Source organism: Sphingomonas sanguinis NBRC 13937, from assembly GCF_001591005.1.
GTDB classification, from domain to species: domain Bacteria; phylum Pseudomonadota; class Alphaproteobacteria; order Sphingomonadales; family Sphingomonadaceae; genus Sphingomonas; species Sphingomonas sanguinis.
This window is the reverse complement of sequence record NZ_BCTY01000024.1, coordinates 26,030-41,767: the sequence shown is the minus strand read 5'-3', so window position 1 is coordinate 41,767 and position 15,738 is coordinate 26,030. Positions and strand designations below refer to the sequence as shown.

14 protein-coding genes are annotated in these 15,738 nt (G+C 65.0%); 5 read left to right on the top strand and 9 right to left on the bottom strand.

What is annotated here, in order from left to right:
* Window positions 1-37: 37 nt before the first annotated feature.
* Both SSA01S_RS11220 and SSA01S_RS11215 read right to left on the bottom strand, forming a co-directional pair.
* Complete coding sequence (locus SSA01S_RS11220) at window positions 38-1,396, bottom strand: sensor histidine kinase (RefSeq protein ID WP_061780434.1); 1,359 nt, start codon at window positions 1,394-1,396, stop codon at window positions 38-40.
* Entirely contained in the window at window positions 1,377-2,057 is a 681-nt protein-coding gene (locus SSA01S_RS11215) for a response regulator transcription factor (RefSeq protein WP_061780433.1), read from the bottom strand. Before SSA01S_RS11215 ends, SSA01S_RS11220 begins: the two co-directional genes overlap by 20 nt.
* 177 nt (window positions 2,058-2,234) lie before the next feature.
* On the opposite strand from SSA01S_RS11215, the gene SSA01S_RS11210 reads away from it, so the two are divergent.
* The 3 genes from SSA01S_RS11210 to SSA01S_RS19525 are packed head-to-tail and all read left to right on the top strand — an operon-like array spanning window position 2,235 to window position 7,037.
* Window positions 2,235-3,494, top strand: coding sequence for a TolC family protein (locus SSA01S_RS11210; protein ID WP_061780432.1), 1,260 nt, complete (start codon window positions 2,235-2,237; stop codon window positions 3,492-3,494).
* A complete protein-coding gene (locus SSA01S_RS11205) occupies window positions 3,491-6,661 on the top strand; it encodes an efflux RND transporter permease subunit (RefSeq protein WP_061780431.1) in 3,171 nt (1,056 codons plus the stop codon). Before SSA01S_RS11210 ends, SSA01S_RS11205 begins: the two co-directional genes overlap by 4 nt.
* Window positions 6,642-7,037, top strand: coding sequence for an RraA family protein (locus SSA01S_RS19525; protein WP_156477761.1), 396 nt, complete (start codon window positions 6,642-6,644; stop codon window positions 7,035-7,037). The genes SSA01S_RS11205 and SSA01S_RS19525 overlap by 20 nt, the downstream gene beginning before the upstream one ends.
* Before the next feature lie 6 nt (window positions 7,038-7,043).
* On the opposite strand, the gene SSA01S_RS20175 is transcribed toward SSA01S_RS19525, so the two are convergent.
* Entirely contained in the window at window positions 7,044-7,223 is a 180-nt protein-coding gene (locus tag SSA01S_RS20175; protein ID WP_272867555.1) for a hypothetical protein, read from the bottom strand.
* On the opposite strand from SSA01S_RS20175, the gene SSA01S_RS20170 reads away from it, so the two are divergent.
* Window positions 7,140-7,343: a hypothetical protein gene (locus SSA01S_RS20170; RefSeq protein WP_061780430.1), complete on the top strand. Its 204-nt coding sequence runs from the start codon at window positions 7,140-7,142 to the stop codon at window positions 7,341-7,343. The genes SSA01S_RS20175 and SSA01S_RS20170 overlap by 84 nt on opposite strands.
* A 489-nt stretch (window positions 7,344-7,832) precedes the next feature.
* Window positions 7,833-9,881 (top strand): HAMP domain-containing methyl-accepting chemotaxis protein, encoded by a 2,049-nt coding sequence (locus SSA01S_RS11190; protein WP_156477760.1) that lies wholly within the window; start codon window positions 7,833-7,835, stop codon window positions 9,879-9,881.
* A 472-nt stretch (window positions 9,882-10,353) separates the two neighbouring features.
* Here the strand turns inward: SSA01S_RS11190 and kduD are convergent, their stop codons facing one another.
* From kduD to rhmD, 6 genes are read right to left on the bottom strand one after another with little or no spacing between them, the layout of a single operon-like run.
* Complete coding sequence (gene kduD, locus SSA01S_RS11185; protein WP_061780444.1) at window positions 10,354-11,109, bottom strand: 2-dehydro-3-deoxy-D-gluconate 5-dehydrogenase KduD; 756 nt, start codon at window positions 11,107-11,109, stop codon at window positions 10,354-10,356.
* A gap of 5 nt (window positions 11,110-11,114) precedes the next feature.
* On the bottom strand, window positions 11,115-11,957 hold the full coding sequence (kduI, locus tag SSA01S_RS11180) for a 5-dehydro-4-deoxy-D-glucuronate isomerase (protein WP_061780429.1): 843 nt from the start codon (window positions 11,955-11,957) through the stop codon (window positions 11,115-11,117).
* Window positions 11,958-11,998: 41 nt separating this feature from the next.
* Entirely contained in the window at window positions 11,999-12,901 is a 903-nt protein-coding gene (locus SSA01S_RS11175; protein ID WP_061780428.1) for an amidohydrolase family protein, read from the bottom strand.
* The gene (locus SSA01S_RS11170; RefSeq protein WP_061780427.1) at window positions 12,901-13,650 is read right to left on the bottom strand and encodes an SDR family NAD(P)-dependent oxidoreductase; all 750 of its coding nucleotides are present in this window, start codon (window positions 13,648-13,650) and stop codon (window positions 12,901-12,903) included. Before SSA01S_RS11170 ends, SSA01S_RS11175 begins: the two co-directional genes overlap by 1 nt.
* Entirely contained in the window at window positions 13,647-14,510 is an 864-nt protein-coding gene (locus tag SSA01S_RS11165; RefSeq protein WP_061780426.1) for a 2,4-didehydro-3-deoxy-L-rhamnonate hydrolase, read from the bottom strand. Before SSA01S_RS11165 ends, SSA01S_RS11170 begins: the two co-directional genes overlap by 4 nt.
* A 10-nt stretch (window positions 14,511-14,520) precedes the next feature.
* On the bottom strand, window positions 14,521-15,708 hold the full coding sequence (gene rhmD / locus SSA01S_RS11160; protein WP_061780425.1) for an L-rhamnonate dehydratase: 1,188 nt from the start codon (window positions 15,706-15,708) through the stop codon (window positions 14,521-14,523).
* Between the last annotated feature and the right edge of the window lie 30 nt (window positions 15,709-15,738).

Genomic DNA, 15,738 nt, shown 5'->3' with positions numbered 1-15,738 from the left:
GGCTCCGGCGTCGAACGCGACCTGTCGGAATTCCTCTTTACTGTGCCGCACTGGGGCAGAGGATCGATACCACACTGCCCTGCGCAGCAAATGCCAGCGTGAAGCCGTGCAGATCAGCAATCGCCTTGACCAGCGGCAGGCCCAGCCCGACCCCCGGCTGGTCGACACGCCCGCGATAGAAGCGTTGTAGCACCAGCGCCCGCTCCGCCGCAGGCACGCCGATGCCGTCGTCAGCGACGCTCAGCACCATGTCGCGACCATCCACGGACAGCGTGACGCGCACCGTGCCGCCGACGGGGCCGAATTTCATCGCATTGTCGATCAGGTTGGATACCGCCTCGATCAGTAGGCTGGCATCGCCCTCGACCGGAGGAACGGCAGCGACCGCATAGGACAAGGCGATGCCGCGATCCTCGGCGGTCGGGCGGTAGAGATCACACGCATCCTCGACCAGCTGCGCCAGGTCGACGGGTGCGAAGCGGCTGCGGCGGGCGTGATCCTCCAGCTCGCGGATGCGCAGCAGCGCGGCGACGATACCCAGCAGCGTGTCGACATCCGCCAGCGTCGCCTCGGCCGTCGCGGCGAACGCATCGCGATCGGCATCGTCGCGCATCCCGCGCTCGACCCGCGCACGCAATCGAGTCAGCGGCGTTCGCAGTTGGTGCGCGATGTCGTCGCCGATGCCGCGCATGTCGCCGACCAACAGCTGGAGCCGGTCGAGCATCTGGTTGATGTCGGCGCACAGCAGCCCGAAACTGTCGGGATCGCGCGCAACGGGCAGCCGTTCGGACAAGTCGCCGGCCATGATCCGCTCGGTCAGGCGGCGGACGGCATCGACCTGCCGCGCCGCGCGCCGCCCGGCAATCAGCCCGAAGGCCAGCGCCAGCAGAATGCCCGGCACCAGCCCGACGAACAGCGACTGGCCGACCAGCCGCATCGATTCCACCGTATCGTCCAGATCGACGCCGACGAGCAGGCGGGTGCCGTCCGGCATCGGGCACAGCTGCACCCGCGCCTCGTCGCTGCGCTTGCCTGGCAATTCCGTGGGTGCGACGGTGGCGACGAACGAGCCGCCCGCCGGCGCGCCCGGCGGTATCCGCGCGACATTGCCCGCGATCCGCCGCCCGTTCGGATCGAACAGCGCCAGGAACAGGTCGCGGTGGAGATCGCGGTCCAGCTTCTCACGCAACTCCTCGGACCGCTCGGCGGCGGGGGTCAGGCGGAAGAAGGTGCAGTCATCGCTCAGCCGATGCTCGATCTCGCGCCGGTGATTGTCGCCCGCCAGCACCCAGAAGACCGCCGCCAGCGCCAGCGACTGAAGCACCAGCATCGCCGCCAGCGCACCGCCCCAGCGCCACGTCGCCCGCGCGCGCGGATCAGTGAAGATCAAAGACATAGCCCTGCCCCCGGACGTTGCGGATCAGCGGCGCCTCACCCTCGCCATCCACCTTACGGCGCAGGCGGCCCATATGAACATCGACGACATTGGTGTTGGGCTCGAACGTATAACCCCAGACATCCTGGAGCAGCATCGAGCGGGTGATGATCCGCCCCGGCCGCCGGACCATGTAATCGAGCAGCTTCAGCTCGCGCGGCAACAATTCCAGGTCTCGTCCCGCGCGGGTGGCGCGTCCGGTGAGCAGGTCCAGGTCGAGCGGACCGACGATCAGTCGCGTCTCGCGCGTGTCGTTGGGACGACGCAGCAGCGCCTCGACCCGCGCGATCAGTTCGAGCAGCGCGAAGGGCTTGGGCAGATAGTCGTCGCCCCCGGCACGCAAGCCCCGCACCCGGTCATCCAGGCTGCCAAGTGCGCTCAGCACCAAAGCGGGCGTACGCCGCCCCTGCCCCCGCAGATCGGACAGCAGCGCCAGCCCCTCGCCATCGGGCAACTGCCGGTCGAGGATCAGCAGATCGAAATCGCCCCCATCTCCGCTCAGGACCGTCGCGGCCGACGCCAGGCTGCCGACGTGCCGGACGTCATGCCCGGCGGCGGTCAGCTCCAGCAATATTTCCGCCGCCGTGCCCCCATCATCCTCGATCAACAATATCCGCGTCATGGACCTGCAATCGCCACAGACACACAACAGCGTCAATGAAATTACGATTTAGTATTGATAGTCATTACAACAAAGGCGGAGCGATCCGACGACGCCCTTCCCTAAATCGGTATTTAGTCGACGGCCCTCCGGCATTTCGTCTAGCGCGCCGGGATCGAATACCGCGCAGGGGACGACATGCGGATCACGGCTTTGGCAGGATGGGTGGCGGCGACGGTCTTGGCCGCGCCCACAGCGGCGCAGCAGCAGGCGATGACGCTGGACGCGCTGGTCCAGAATGTCATCGCGGGCAATCCCGAGCGCCAATTCTATCAGCGCCAGATCGAGACGGCAGGCGTCGAGCGCGAGGCGGCCGGGCGCTGGGCCGACCCGGAAGCGGTGGTCGAATTCGGCCAGCGCCGTGCGCAGGACCCGACCAGCGGCGCGGTCACCGGCGAGGGGATGACCTATGCGGTCTCGGTGGTCCAGCCGATCGAGTTCGGCGGCCGCATCGCGCTGCGCCGGGCGATCGCCGACGGACAGGTTGGGCTGGCGCGGATCGGGTTGCAGCAGTTCGACGCGACGCTGGCGGCGCGCGCCCGGTCGCTCGGCTATGGCCTGTTTGCCGCGGACGAGAAGGCGGCGGCGGCGCGCGAGGTGGCGGGACGGATGCGCACCCTCGCCCGGGTGATCGTCGCGCGCGATCCGGCAGGTCCCTCGCCGCAGCTGGAGGCCGCCTCGCTCCAGGCCAGCGCGATCAGTGCCGAGCGGAGCGCGGCGACCGCCGATGCCGAAGCCAATTCGATCCTCTACGAACTCAACCAGCTGCGTGGTGCCCCTTTTGCCGCACGCATCCGTATCGTGCGGCCCGACATGTCGCTGCCCGCCCTGCCCTCAGGGCAAGTATTGGCCGACCGGGCGAGCGAGAATAATTTCGAGCTGAAGGCCCTGCGCGCGCAATTCGCCCAGCAGGGACTTCGCGTCGATCTGGCCCGCAAGGCGCGTATCCCGACGGTCAGCGTCGGCCCCTATTATGACCGCGCCCGCTCCGACATTCGCGAGACCAATTACGGGATGCGCCTGTCCACCACCATCCCGCTGTGGAACCGTCAGGCGGGCGATGTCGCGGTCGAACAGGGCAAGCAGGCTCAGGCCAACGCGACCCTCATCAACGTCGAGCGCCGGATCGCGCGCGACGTGTTCGACCAGGCCGCGCAATATGAGGCCAAGCGCGAGGCGCTGGCCAAATGGGACGGCAATTCGCCGCAGCGTTTCGCGCAGGCCGCTGCCGACGCCGACCGCAACTATCGCCTCGGCGCGATCCCGCTGACCACCTATACCCAGATTCAGCAATCCTATGTCGAGGCAGTCAATGCCGTGCTCGACACTAGGCGCGAGGCGCTGGAAGCGCTGCTCCAGCTGCGCGCGCTCAACGGCGGCGCGGCGCTCGCCCGATGAAGCGCTGGCTCGATCTCGTCACCCGCCACCGGCTGGGCGTTGCGCTGGTCGCGGCACTGATCGCCGCGATCGGGCTATGGTCCTTTACCAATCTCCAGATCGACGCCATCCCCGACATCACCGGGGTTCAGGTGCAGATCAACACCACGGTGCCCGCCCTCGCGCCGGAGGAGATCGAGCGGCTGGTGACCCTGCCCATCGAGCGAGCCATGGGTGGCCAGCCGGGCCTGGATCAGACACGCTCGCTGACCAAGACCGGCCTGAGCCAGGTCACGCTCCTCTACAAGGATGGCACAGACCAACTGAAGGCCCGCCAACTCGTCACCGAGCGGCTCGCAGCGGTGCGCGACCAATTGCCGCCGGGCAGCACGCCGCAGCTGGCGCCGATCACGACCGGGCTAGGCGAGATCTTCTACTATACGCTGGAATGGCGAAAGCCGCCGCCGGGACTGGATGCGCAAGCGCAGCTGATGGCCCTGTACGAGGCGCAGGAATATACCGTCCGCCCGATGCTGCGTGCGGTCGCGGGTGTCGCCGACGTCAACTCGAACGGCGGGCTGGAGGAGCAATATGTCGTCGAGCCCGATCCCGTCCGGCTGACGATGCACGGCGTCACGGCGGGCGAGTTGGCCGCGGCAGTCGCCAAGAATGTCGAGAATGCAGGCGGCGGCATCATTCGGCGCGGGGCGGAACGCTTCACCGTGCGCACCGATGCGCGGGTGATGACCGCCGACCAGATCGCCGCCATCCCGGTCAAGTTCGCCGGTGGCGTCCTGCCGCTCCAAGTCCGCGACCTCGCCAAGGTCGTCACCGGTGCCGCGCCGCGTCAGGGGGCCGCGACCCAGAATGGCCGCGAGACGGTGCTGGGCACGGTCATGATGCTGGTCGGGCAGAACAGCCGCGAGACCGCTTTGCGCGTGCAGGACGCCCTGCCCGACATCTCCGCCGCGCTGCCCAAGGGCATGGTGATCGATCGGCAATATAGCCGCGCCGATCTGGTCGATCAGACCATCCATACCGTCGAGCGCAATCTGGGCGAAGGCGCGCTCCTGGTCGCGATCGTCCTGCTGTTCGTGATGGGCAATTGGCGCGCCGCGCTGATCGTCGCGCTGGTCATCCCGCTCGCCTTTCTGGTGACGGTCAGCGGGATGCACGCCATCGGCCTGTCGGGCAATCTGATGAGCCTGGGGGCGCTCGACTTCGGATTGATCGTCGACGGTGCGATCGTGGTGGTCGAGAACAGCCTGCGCCTGCTCGCCCTGCGCCGCGCCGAAAAGGGTGAGGACCTGACCGCCGACGAACGGCGCGAAACGGTCGCCCATGCCGCCCGCATGGTCGCGCGACCGACCTTTTTCGGCATCGCGATCATCGCGCTCGTCTACGTCCCCGTGCTCAGCCTGGGCGGGGTCGAGGGCAAGCTGTTCCAGCCGATGGCACAGGCGGTGATGCTCGCGATCGTCGCGGGGCTGCTCTGGACCTTCACCATCGTGCCGATGCTGTCGGCCTGGGCGTTGCGTGCGCCTGCGCGGGGGCATGACGAAAACGCGCCCAAGGGCTTCGTTGCGGTAGCCGAGCGGGTCTACACGCCGGTCCTGGAGCGTTCATTGCGCCACCCGGCGATCCTCGTCATCGGCGCGCTGATGCTGCTGGCGGCGGCGTTCCTCGCCTTCAAGTCGCTCGGCTCGCAATTCACCCCGCAGCTGGATGAAGGCGCGATCACCGCCATGGTCTATCGCCCGGTCGGCATGTCGCTGGAACAGAGCCTCGCCATCGAGCAGGCGACCGAACGCGCGATCCGCCACAAATTCCCTCAGATCAGCCACACCTTCTCGCGCATCGGCACCAGCGAGGTCGCGACCGACCCGATGCCGCCCAACGAGAACGACCTCTACATCTTCTACACGCCGGTGAAGGACTGGCCGACCGGCGACGGGATGCCCCGCACCAAGCAGGAGCTGATCGCCGGGATCGAAAAGGTCGTGCGCCAAGTCTATAAGGACCAGAATTTCGAATTCGCCCAGCCGATCGAGATGCGCTTCAACGAAATGCTGGAGGGCGTGCGCGCCGACGTGTCGGTCAAGATCTACGGCGACGATTACGACGTACTGGAACGCGCCGCCGGACAGGCCAAGGCGATCCTCGAAAAACTGCCCGGCACCGAGGGCGTCGAGTTCGAGACGGCGGGGCGGCCGAAGAGCATCGTCGTCGAACTGGACCGTGCCGCGCTGATCCGCCTGAACCTGGGCGCGCAGGCGGTCAACGACGCGATCCGCGACGCGCTGGCGGGGGCGGAGGTCGGCTTCATCCCGCACGGCCCCGCCCGCCATGCCATCGTGATCCGTATGCCGGACTCGCTGCGCGCCGATCCCGCCGCGATCATGGCGCTACCCCTGCGAGTCGGCGAATACGGCATGGTGCCGCTGTCCCGCGTCGCCCGGTTGAAGGAAACCCGCATCGTCGAGCCGATCCTGCACGACGATACCAACCGCCGCGCCGCACTGATGGTCAATCTGTCGACCAGCGATCTGGCGGGCTATGTCCAGCGCGCCCAGGCCGCGATCGATGGGCAGGTCAAGCTGCCGCCGGGCTATCGCATCGAGTTCGGTGGGCAATATCACCAGCTGGAGGCCGCGCAGAAGCGCCTGTCGATCGTCGTCCCCGCCGCGTTAATTCTGATCTTTGCGCTCGTCTATGCGGCGCTGGGCAGCGTGCGCGAAGCCGCGATCGTCTATACCGGCATACCGTTCGCGGTAACGGGCGGCGTGCTGGCACTGTGGCTGCGCGGCATGCCCTTTTCGATCACCGCCGCGATCGGCTTCATCGCGTTGTCGGGCATCGCGATGCTCAACGGGCTGGTGCTGGTCGACCATATCAATGCCTTGCGCGACGGTCGCGAGGGCAATGCCCTGCCCGCCGAGGAGGCCGTGCGCCGCGGCGCGCATGATCGCTTGCGCCCCGTCCTGTCGACCGCGCTGGTGGCCTCGGTCGGCTTCATCCCCATGGCGATCGCGACCGGCTCCGGCGCGGAGGTGCAGCGACCGCTCGCCACCGTGGTCATCGGCGGGATCATCACCTCAACGATCCTTACTCTCGTGCTCCTGCCCAGCCTCTACGCCTGGATCGAACGTCGCCGACCCACAATGTACCGTGAAGAGGAACCGGCCTAAGCGAGAACACCTCCTCGGCCATCGACGGACAGCATCTGCCCCACCACACCGGCGGGCGGCGCGCCGCCGTGTCGGAAATGCCTTTCCGGTCGTTGCATCTGGCGTGACGCATCATGGTCCCTACAAGGACGGCCCCGGCGAAGTGAACGTGCCGATCGCAATCGAGGGCATGGTGATCCGCCTCGGCGACCTGTTGCTCGGCCACGGCGACCGTCTGGTCGGCGCGCTCAGCCTGGCGGGACCCGATGCGCGGTTAAGCGAGCAGCATGCGGCGGAATTGGCCCTTCCGCTATTGAAGGCTGGATTGGACTTGTGTCGCGCACTGGGGGGGCAGGCGAACGATATTTACCGCGTCCCCATCGCGCTTGCGACTTAAACTCTTTCAGTACCTAATTTTTTCAGTACCAGCGTCTGGTGGATCGAATGGCGATGAACCGATCTGGCTCTGACATCCAGATTTTTGCGATGTGGTCGCAGGATGACCGAGAGCGATCGCACCGCTATTGCTGTTCACACGGCACTGGTCGGGAACAAGGCCCGGATCAAGCAGGATCACGATCACTTGGGCGGCCAAGGCTTCGTTCAGTTCGATGACGTCGAGTTGACCCAGCCCAATGCTGGTGAGACGACAAAACTTGCGCGCATCGTCGGGTTGACGAAAAACGCCAGCCGAGCATCATGACTTGGATATGCTGGCCCCGGCCGAAGGCGCTGTTCGCCTTGCCTATCACATAGGGCGCGCAAGTCATGCTCGCCCCCACCCGAGATCATCGGTTTGGCGTCACTGCTGCGTATTGCCTGCGCTTGATCGGATATGGTCGGGCAGAAGCGCCTTTCCCGCCCCTATATCCGGACCTCCCCGATTTCTCGTTCTGCGCCGCCATGTCCCGCAATCCCTTTAAGGTTCAATCTATTATCCCGAATGTCTCGGTTCCGCCGAGCGTCGTGACATGATCAACCTAGCTATTTTGAAAATTTCACCGATTTCATGCCGAACATTCATGATCAATCAACGTCCACAAAGGATGATCGAGTAGATGATTATTTTGTTGTTGTGCAAAACGAATCACATTACTCATTAAAAATCACGCAACATCAATGACATACAATCGATTTACTGTGTTTTAAATCTTGCCTCCCTACCCTTTTCGGAAATTACAGGGATGCAATTATGAAGGCCACCGGCGCAAAGTTCACCTCCATCGGCACCCGGATTTTGACGATCCAGCTGGCATCAGGGATCGCCATCGCGGCAATCATTGGCGGCGCTGGCTTTTACGGCATGAACGCGCTGACCGGGGCAATGACGTCGATTTATGACGATCGCCTTGTGCCGGTCCGCCAACTCAAGGCGGTATCGGATGCCTATGCCATCAACATCGTCGATACCACGCACAAGTTGCGCGCCGGCAAGCTCGACTGGGCCCAGGCCAGCGCCTCGATCGCAGATGCGAAGCGGATCATCGACCGGGACTGGTCTGCTTATATGCAGACGAGCCTGACCGACGAAGAACGCTCGGTCGTGACGCAGGTCCGCCAGAATATGAACCAGTCGGATCAGACAGTGGCACGGCTGAACGCGATCATCCAGGCACATGACAGTGCCGCCTTGGCCCACTTCGCCGATACCGAAATGTATGCCGGGATCGACCCGACCACGGCACAGATCGGCCGTCTGTCCGATTATCAGCTGAAGGCCGCCGAAACCGCGCGAGCCGACGGGGCTGCCCTGTCTCGTACGCTCAACTGGTTGATGCTGGTCGTGGCGCTGGTCTCGCTGGCTATCGCGTCGGCGGTGGCTTTGGTGGTCACCAATGCGATCCGTCGTAACCTGCGCCAGGCGACCGATCTGGCCGATGCGGTCGCACAGGGCGACGTGTCGCAAACCGCCACCGTCCAGTCGAACGACGAGGTCGGACTGCTGACCAACGCGCTGAACGACATGGTCGGCAATCTACGCCAGACCGCCGGCGTGGCCGACACGATCGCAGAGGGCGACCTGTCGATCGATCACAAACCGCTGTCGGATAAGGACCGGCTGGGTCATGCGATGGTGGCCATGACGAACGGCCTGCGCAAGTCGGCGACATTGGCGGATACCATCGCGGTCGGTGACCTGTCCGTCGACTATGTTCCGCTATCGGATAAGGATCGACTGGGCCATGCGATGGTCGCGATGACGAAGGGCCTGCGCAAGTCGGCAACTTTGGCGGACCAGATTGCCGAAGGCGACCTGACCATTGACCACACCCCGTTGTCCGACCGCGACAAGCTCGGCCACGCGCTGGTGTCGATGGTCGAACGGCTGCGGGTCGTGGTCGGCGATGCGACAAGCGCTGCGGACAATGTCGCCGCCGGCAGCCAGCAGCTCTCCGCGTCGTCAGAGCAGGTGAGTCAAGGTGCAACCGAACAGGCCGCCGCCGCCGAGGAAGCCTCGGCGTCGATGGAACAGATGGCGGCGAACATCAAACAGAATGCCGACAACGCCGCCCAGACCGAGAAGATCGCCCGCCAGTCGTCGAAGGACGCCGAAGCTAGCGGTGTTGCGGTCGAAAAGGCAGTCGATGCAATGCGCACCATCGCCGCCAGGATCAGCATCGTGCAGGAAATCGCGCGTCAGACCGATCTCCTGGCGCTGAACGCGGCGGTCGAGGCCGCGCGTGCGGGGGAACACGGGCGCGGCTTTGCTGTCGTCGCGTCGGAAGTGCGCAAGCTGGCCGAACGCAGCCAGACCGCTGCCGCCGAGATCAGCGCAGTATCGGGCGACACGGTGCAGGCAGCGGCGCAGGCCGGCGAGATGCTGACCAAGCTGGTACCGGATATTCGTCGGACCGCCGAACTGGTCGCCGAAATCAGCGCGGCATGCCGCGAACAGGATGTCGGCACGTCACAGATCAATCAGGCGTTGCAGCAGCTCGACACTGTAACGCAGCAAAATGCGTCGGCGTCCGAAGAAATCACCTCGACCTCCGAAGAATTGGCCAGCCAAGCGGACGAATTGCAGCAGAGCATCGCCTTCTTCCGCATCAACGACGATGCCACGCCCCGCAAGTCAGCCGCGCCCCGCAAACCGGCGGCGCGCCGAAACAAGGCGGCCCCAACCACAAAGGCAAAACCGAATTCGGTCTTGGATCAGCAAAGTCGTGCTCGCGGCTTCGCGCTCGACCTGGCGCCCGGTGGGCCGGACGACGACGACGATGCCTTCGGCTGCGCCGCGTGACTTGAGGAAGTTATCGGCCACGCCGTACCAACGTGACGACCTTCGCGGCGGAATCATCTAAATTTGGGCCAGCGTTGCGTGTTGGTGGCGATGCTGATGCATCGCTACCTGCATGCTGGCTTTAAAAATCATGCACCCCGGCCACCTTATTGTGTACAATTCCATGTAGAAACTTGGGACAGCTGTAAACAATCACAGCCCATCACCCTACTAAATCTCAATATGTTGAGACCCAATTGCACGCTCTGCTAAAGCTGCACTCTATCCATAGGGGTTGTCAGTCTTTTATAGGCGGAAATGGATCGGCCGAAATGGGCCTGATACCGTCTATGACACTCTGACGATCATCCCATCGAGACAGGAATGCCGCTGCGACGCATCGGTCGCAGCGGCATGAAAATGCGCAAGCCTTCCGGACCGTCCGAGGCCGTGGGCGAACGGCGCTGGAGGGCTGGAGGCTATCCAACCCGCCTCAGCGGGCCAGCCACCCTCCATCGACGGCCAGTATATGCCCCTGGACATAGGCCGCCGCATCCGACGCCAGGAAGACCGCTGCCCCGCCAAGATCCGCCGGATCGCCCCAACGCCCTGCCGGGATACGGTCCAGGATCGCGGTGTTACGCGCCGTATCAGCCTGCAATGCGGCGGTGTTGTTGGTGGCGATATAGCCCGGTGCGATCGCATTGACCGTCACCCCGTGCTTCGCCCATTCATTAGCGAGCAGCTTGGTCAGCCCGCCGATGCCCGATTTCGATGCGGTATAGCTTGGCACGCGAATGCCGCCCTGAAAGGTCAGCATGGACGCGATGTTGATGATGCGCCCGCTGCCTTGCGCGATCATGTGCCGCCCGGCGGCCTGGCACAGGAAGAACACCGATTTCAGATTGGTGTCGACCACCGCATCCCAATCCTCTTCGGTGAAGTCCACGGCGTCGGCGCGGCGGATGATTCCCGCATTGTTGACCAGGATGTCGAGGCGGCCGAGGCGGCCGAGCGTTTCCGCGACGATGCGGTCGACCGGCTCGATCGTCGACAGATCGGCGGTGACGATCTCCGCCCGGCGGCCAAGCCCCCGAATGGTCTCGACCGTCTCCTCGGCGGGCGTGCGCCCGACACAGGCGACGTCAGCACCCGCCGCCGCCAGCGCGACCGCGATCGCCTGGCCGATGCCGGTGTTGGCCCCGGTGACGACCGCGACGCGGCCCGAAAGATCGAAGGGATTGGCCATCACGCTCATGCCAGCTGACAGATGTCGAGCACGTTCATATCGGTATAATCCTGGTTCTCGCCCGCCATCGCCCAGATAAAGGCATAGGCCTTGGTCCCAGCGCCCATGTGGATCGACCAGGGCGGCGAGATCACCGCTTCCTCGTTCTGCACGACCAGATGCCGGGTTGCCTCGCCCTCGCCCATGAAGTGCATGACGCGGTCGCTCTCCAGATTGTCGAGCTCGAAATAGAAATAGATTTCGCTCCGCCGCTCATGGATGTGCGGGGGCATGGTGTTCCAAACGCTGCCCGGCTTCAGGACGGTCAGGCCCATGACCAGCTGGGCGCTGTCGCAAACGCCCGGAATGACGAGCTGATAGATGGTCCGCTCGTTCGATTCCTCCAGGCTGCCACGCTCCAGCGCATTGGCGTCGGCGATGCCCAGTTTGCGGGTCTGGAACGCCTTATGCGCCGGGCAGGAGGCAAGATAGAAGCGCGCGCCCTGCCCGTCGAACAGGACTTCCTTGGCGCCCATCGTCACATAGAGGCAATCCTTGTTGCCCAGCGTGAAGACCTCGCCGTCCACCGTCACCCGGCCCTCGACGGCGCTGACATTGACGATGGCCAGCTCGCGGCGCTCGAGGAAGGGATGCCCCGCCGCCGACTTCGGCTCGGTCTGGTCGGGCAGCTTCACGGGTGCGTCCCCCACGGCGACGCCGCCGATCACGAAACGCTCGGCATGGGTGTAGTTCAGCACGCACTCGCCGGTGCGGAACAGGTCAGGGATCAGATAGCGGTCGCGCAGCTCATCATTGGAAACGCATTCCATCATGTCCGGGTGAGTGGCGTAGTAAGTGCGATCGTACATGCGGTTTACTCCCAAAATTCTGTGTTGTCCGGCTGGCGCGGTCAGCAGCCCAGCCCCAATCGATAGATGCGGTCGGCATTGCGACCAAATAAGGCGCGGCGATCCTCTTCGGCGAACTCGGCGACGGCGGCGTGACAAGCCTCCATCTGCGCATCGATGGCGCCGAACAGACGATCGGTCGGCAGGTCGCTGGCGAACATAGCACGGTCGGTGCCGAACAGGTCGATGACGGTGCGAACGGTGTCGCGTACAAAGGCCGGCGTCCAGTCGCGTCGGGAAAAACCGAAGCCCGACAGCTTGACCGAGACATTCGGGCAGGCCGCCAGTGCCGCCAAGCCCCATCGCCATTCTCCGATACCGTCAGGATCGCAGGGGATCGCCATGCCCGCATGGTTCAGGATCACCGGAATATCCGGATGCCGGGCGATCAGATTGGCGAGCCCCGGCATCTGCGCCGGATAGCATTGCAGGTCGAAGGACAGCCCATGGGCGCTGAGCTTGGCGAAACCCCGCTGCCACGCTTCGTCGCGCGTCACATCATGCGGGGTGTAGCTGCGCTGCGGATCGCCATGCCAGTTGACGATATGGCGGATGCCCCGAACGCGCGGATGCCGGGCATGGGCGGCCAGCGTCGCATCGAGATCGGGATCGTCGAGCGCCGCAAAGGCGACGATGGCACTCGGCAAGCCGTCCGCCTCGGCAAGCCCCTCCAGCCACTCGGTCTCGGCCAGCGCATCGCCGGGATGCGCCCCCGCATCGACATGCACCGCACCGACGACATTCCACCGCGCCATCTCCGCCCGATAGTCGGCGGGGAGATAGGTCCGCGCGATCGCTTCGACCGAGCCGTTCGGTCCGTCATCGGCGAAGGGCGGGGTCAGCCACGGATAGCGCAGCCGCCCCAAATCCCACAGATGGATATGCGCGTCGACGAACGGGATCATCAGTAGGTCGTCCGCCCACCCGATGTGTCGAAGGTCGAGGCGGTGGTGAAGCTGCACTCCTCCGACGCCATGAAGCACACCATCGCCGCCGTCTCGCTCACTTCGCCCAACCGACCCATCGGGATCTTGCTGCGCATGTAATCGACCTGGCTCTGCGGCAGCTGGGCGAGGATCGGGCTTTCGAAGGTTGCCGGCGTGATCGCATTGGCGATGACGCCCTTGCCCGCCAGTTCCTTGCCGAGGCTCTTGGTGAAGCCGATCACCCCCGCCTTGGTCGCCGAATAGGCCGAGGCATTGGGATTGCCCTCCTTGCCCGCGACCGAGGCGACGTTGACGATCCGACCATAGCCGTTCGCCAGCAGATGCGGCACTACCGAGCGACAGCAATAGAAGACGCCGTTCAGGTTGATCTCGACCACACGCTGCCAGCTGTCGAGCGGATAGTCCTGAACGCTGGCGGTGGCGCCGGTGATACCCGCCGAGCAGATCAGCACGTCGATCTTGCCCAGCGCCGCGACACTGGCGGCGGTGGCGCGTTCGACTGCCCCCGCATCAGCGACATCGAAAGCGTCCCAATGGGCTGCCCCGACATCCTTCGCCGACGCCGCCAGCTTGTCGCCATCGACATCCCAGAGCGCGACCGATCCGCCTTCGGCGACGATGCGCCGCGCCACCTCGCAGCCCAGCCCCGAGGCCGCCCCGGTCACGATCGCGGACCGTCCCGCGAAGCGCCCCCCAAAGACGGTCACCGGGGCAGTTCCAGGGCGAAGGGAATGCAGGTCTGGTGCTGTTCGCCCAGCTTGGCGATGCCCAGATGGATGGTATCGCCCGGCTTCAGGAAGATCTTGTCGGGCTTCTGCCCCTCCCCCACGCCTGGCGGGGTGCCGGTGATCAGCAGGTCGCCGGGATGAAGGGTGATGAAGCGGCTGACATAGGCGATGCACTCGGCGACCGGGAAGATCATCGTCCGGGTATTGCCGGTTTGCATCCGCCGCTCGTTGACGTCGAGGAACATGTCGAGGTCCTGGCAGTCGCCCACCTCGTCCGGCGTCACCAGCCAGGGGCCGACCGGACCGAAGGTGTCGCAGCCCTTGCCCTTGTCCCACTGGCTACCGAGCTCCTTTTGGAAAGCGCGCTCGGACACGTCATTGGCCAGCACATAGCCCGCGACATGATCCAGCGCATCCGCCTGCTCGACATAGCGGCAGGTCTTGCCGATCACGACGCCCAGCTCGACCTCCCAGTCGGTCTTTTCCGCATCCTTCGGGATCATCACCGGATCGTTGGGGCCGGTCAGGCACGAAATCGCCTTGGTGAAGAAGATCGGCTCGAGCGGAACCGGCAGCCCGGATTCCGCTGCATGATCGGCATAGTTGAGGCCGATGGCGATGAACTTGCCGATCCCGGCGACCGGCACGCCGTAGCGGGGCTCGCCCTCGACCAGCGGCAGGCTGGCCGGATCGATCGCGGCGAGACGCGCCAGCGCCTCAGGCGTGATTTCCGAGGGAGTCACATCGTCGATCACGCCGGACAGGTCACGGATGCGGCCGTCCGCATCGACGAGACCGGGTTTTTCGGCACCGCGGGTGCCGTAACGACAGAGCTTCATGGAAAAATCCTCAGTGCGTATAGGGGCGATGCAACGGCACATCGGCGTTCAGCTCGACACCGAAGCCGGGCTTGTCGAGCGCGCTCGCGCGGATGCGGCCGTTCTGCGGCACCGGCTCGCCCAGCAATTGCGGCGCGAACATCGGCACCACCTCGGTCGGGCCGGGGTGCATCATCAGGAATTCGGCAAAGGGCGAATTGTGCCGGGTGATGACGAAATGATAGCTGTAGACCGACGATCCGTGCGGGATCATCATCACGCCGCGGCTGTCGGCGTAATTGGCGATCTTGATCAGTTCGGTCACGCCGCCGCACCAGCCCACATCGGGCTGGATGATGTCGCAGCAGCCCATGTCGATCAGCATACGGAAACCCCAGCGAGTCGCCTCATGCTCGCCGGTGGTGACGAGCAGGCCCGGCGGCACCTTTTTCCGCAGCTCGGCATAGGCCCAGTAATCGTCGGGGCTAAGCGCCTCCTCGATCCACTTCAGCCCGCATTCGTTCCAGGCGCGGTGCGCGAGCCGGGTGGCATAATCGAGGTCGAGCGCCATCCAGCAGTCGTACATCAGCCAGAAATCGTCGCCGCACTTGGCCCGCATATCGGCGAGCAGTGCGATGTTCTTCTCCATACCCTCCAGCCCCTCGGCCGGGCCGTGGTGGAGCGGCAGCTTTCCGCCGATGAAGCCGAGCTCCTTGGCGACATCGGGCCTCGCGCCGGTGGCGTAGAATTGCAGTTCGTCGCGCACCGCGCCGCCCAGCATGTGATAGACCGGCTCGCCGCGCAGCTTCCCGAGCAAATCCCATAGCGCCAGGTCGACGCCGGAAATGGCGTTCACCACCAGCCCCTTGCGCCCATAATATTGGGTCGAGAAATACATCTGGTCCCAGATCTTCTCGACCTCGTGCGGGCTGCGGCCTTCGAGGAAGCGGGCGAGATGCTTCTCGACGATATAGGCGGCGGGCTCGCCCCCGGTCGTCACCGCGAAGCCGATCGTGCCGTCGTCCGCCTCGATCTCGACGACCAGCGTGCCGAGCACGTTGATGCCGAAGCTCTGCCGCGACTGGCGATATTCGGGATAGCGGCTCATCGGCGTGGCGATGTGATCGTCGATCCAGTGGCCTGCGCCCTGATCGTGATAATCGGCCCCCGCCCCGCGCGCGACAAAGGCGCGGACATGCTTGATCCGCGACAGGCTCATTGCCCGCCCTCTTCGACCCGCGTCCCTTGG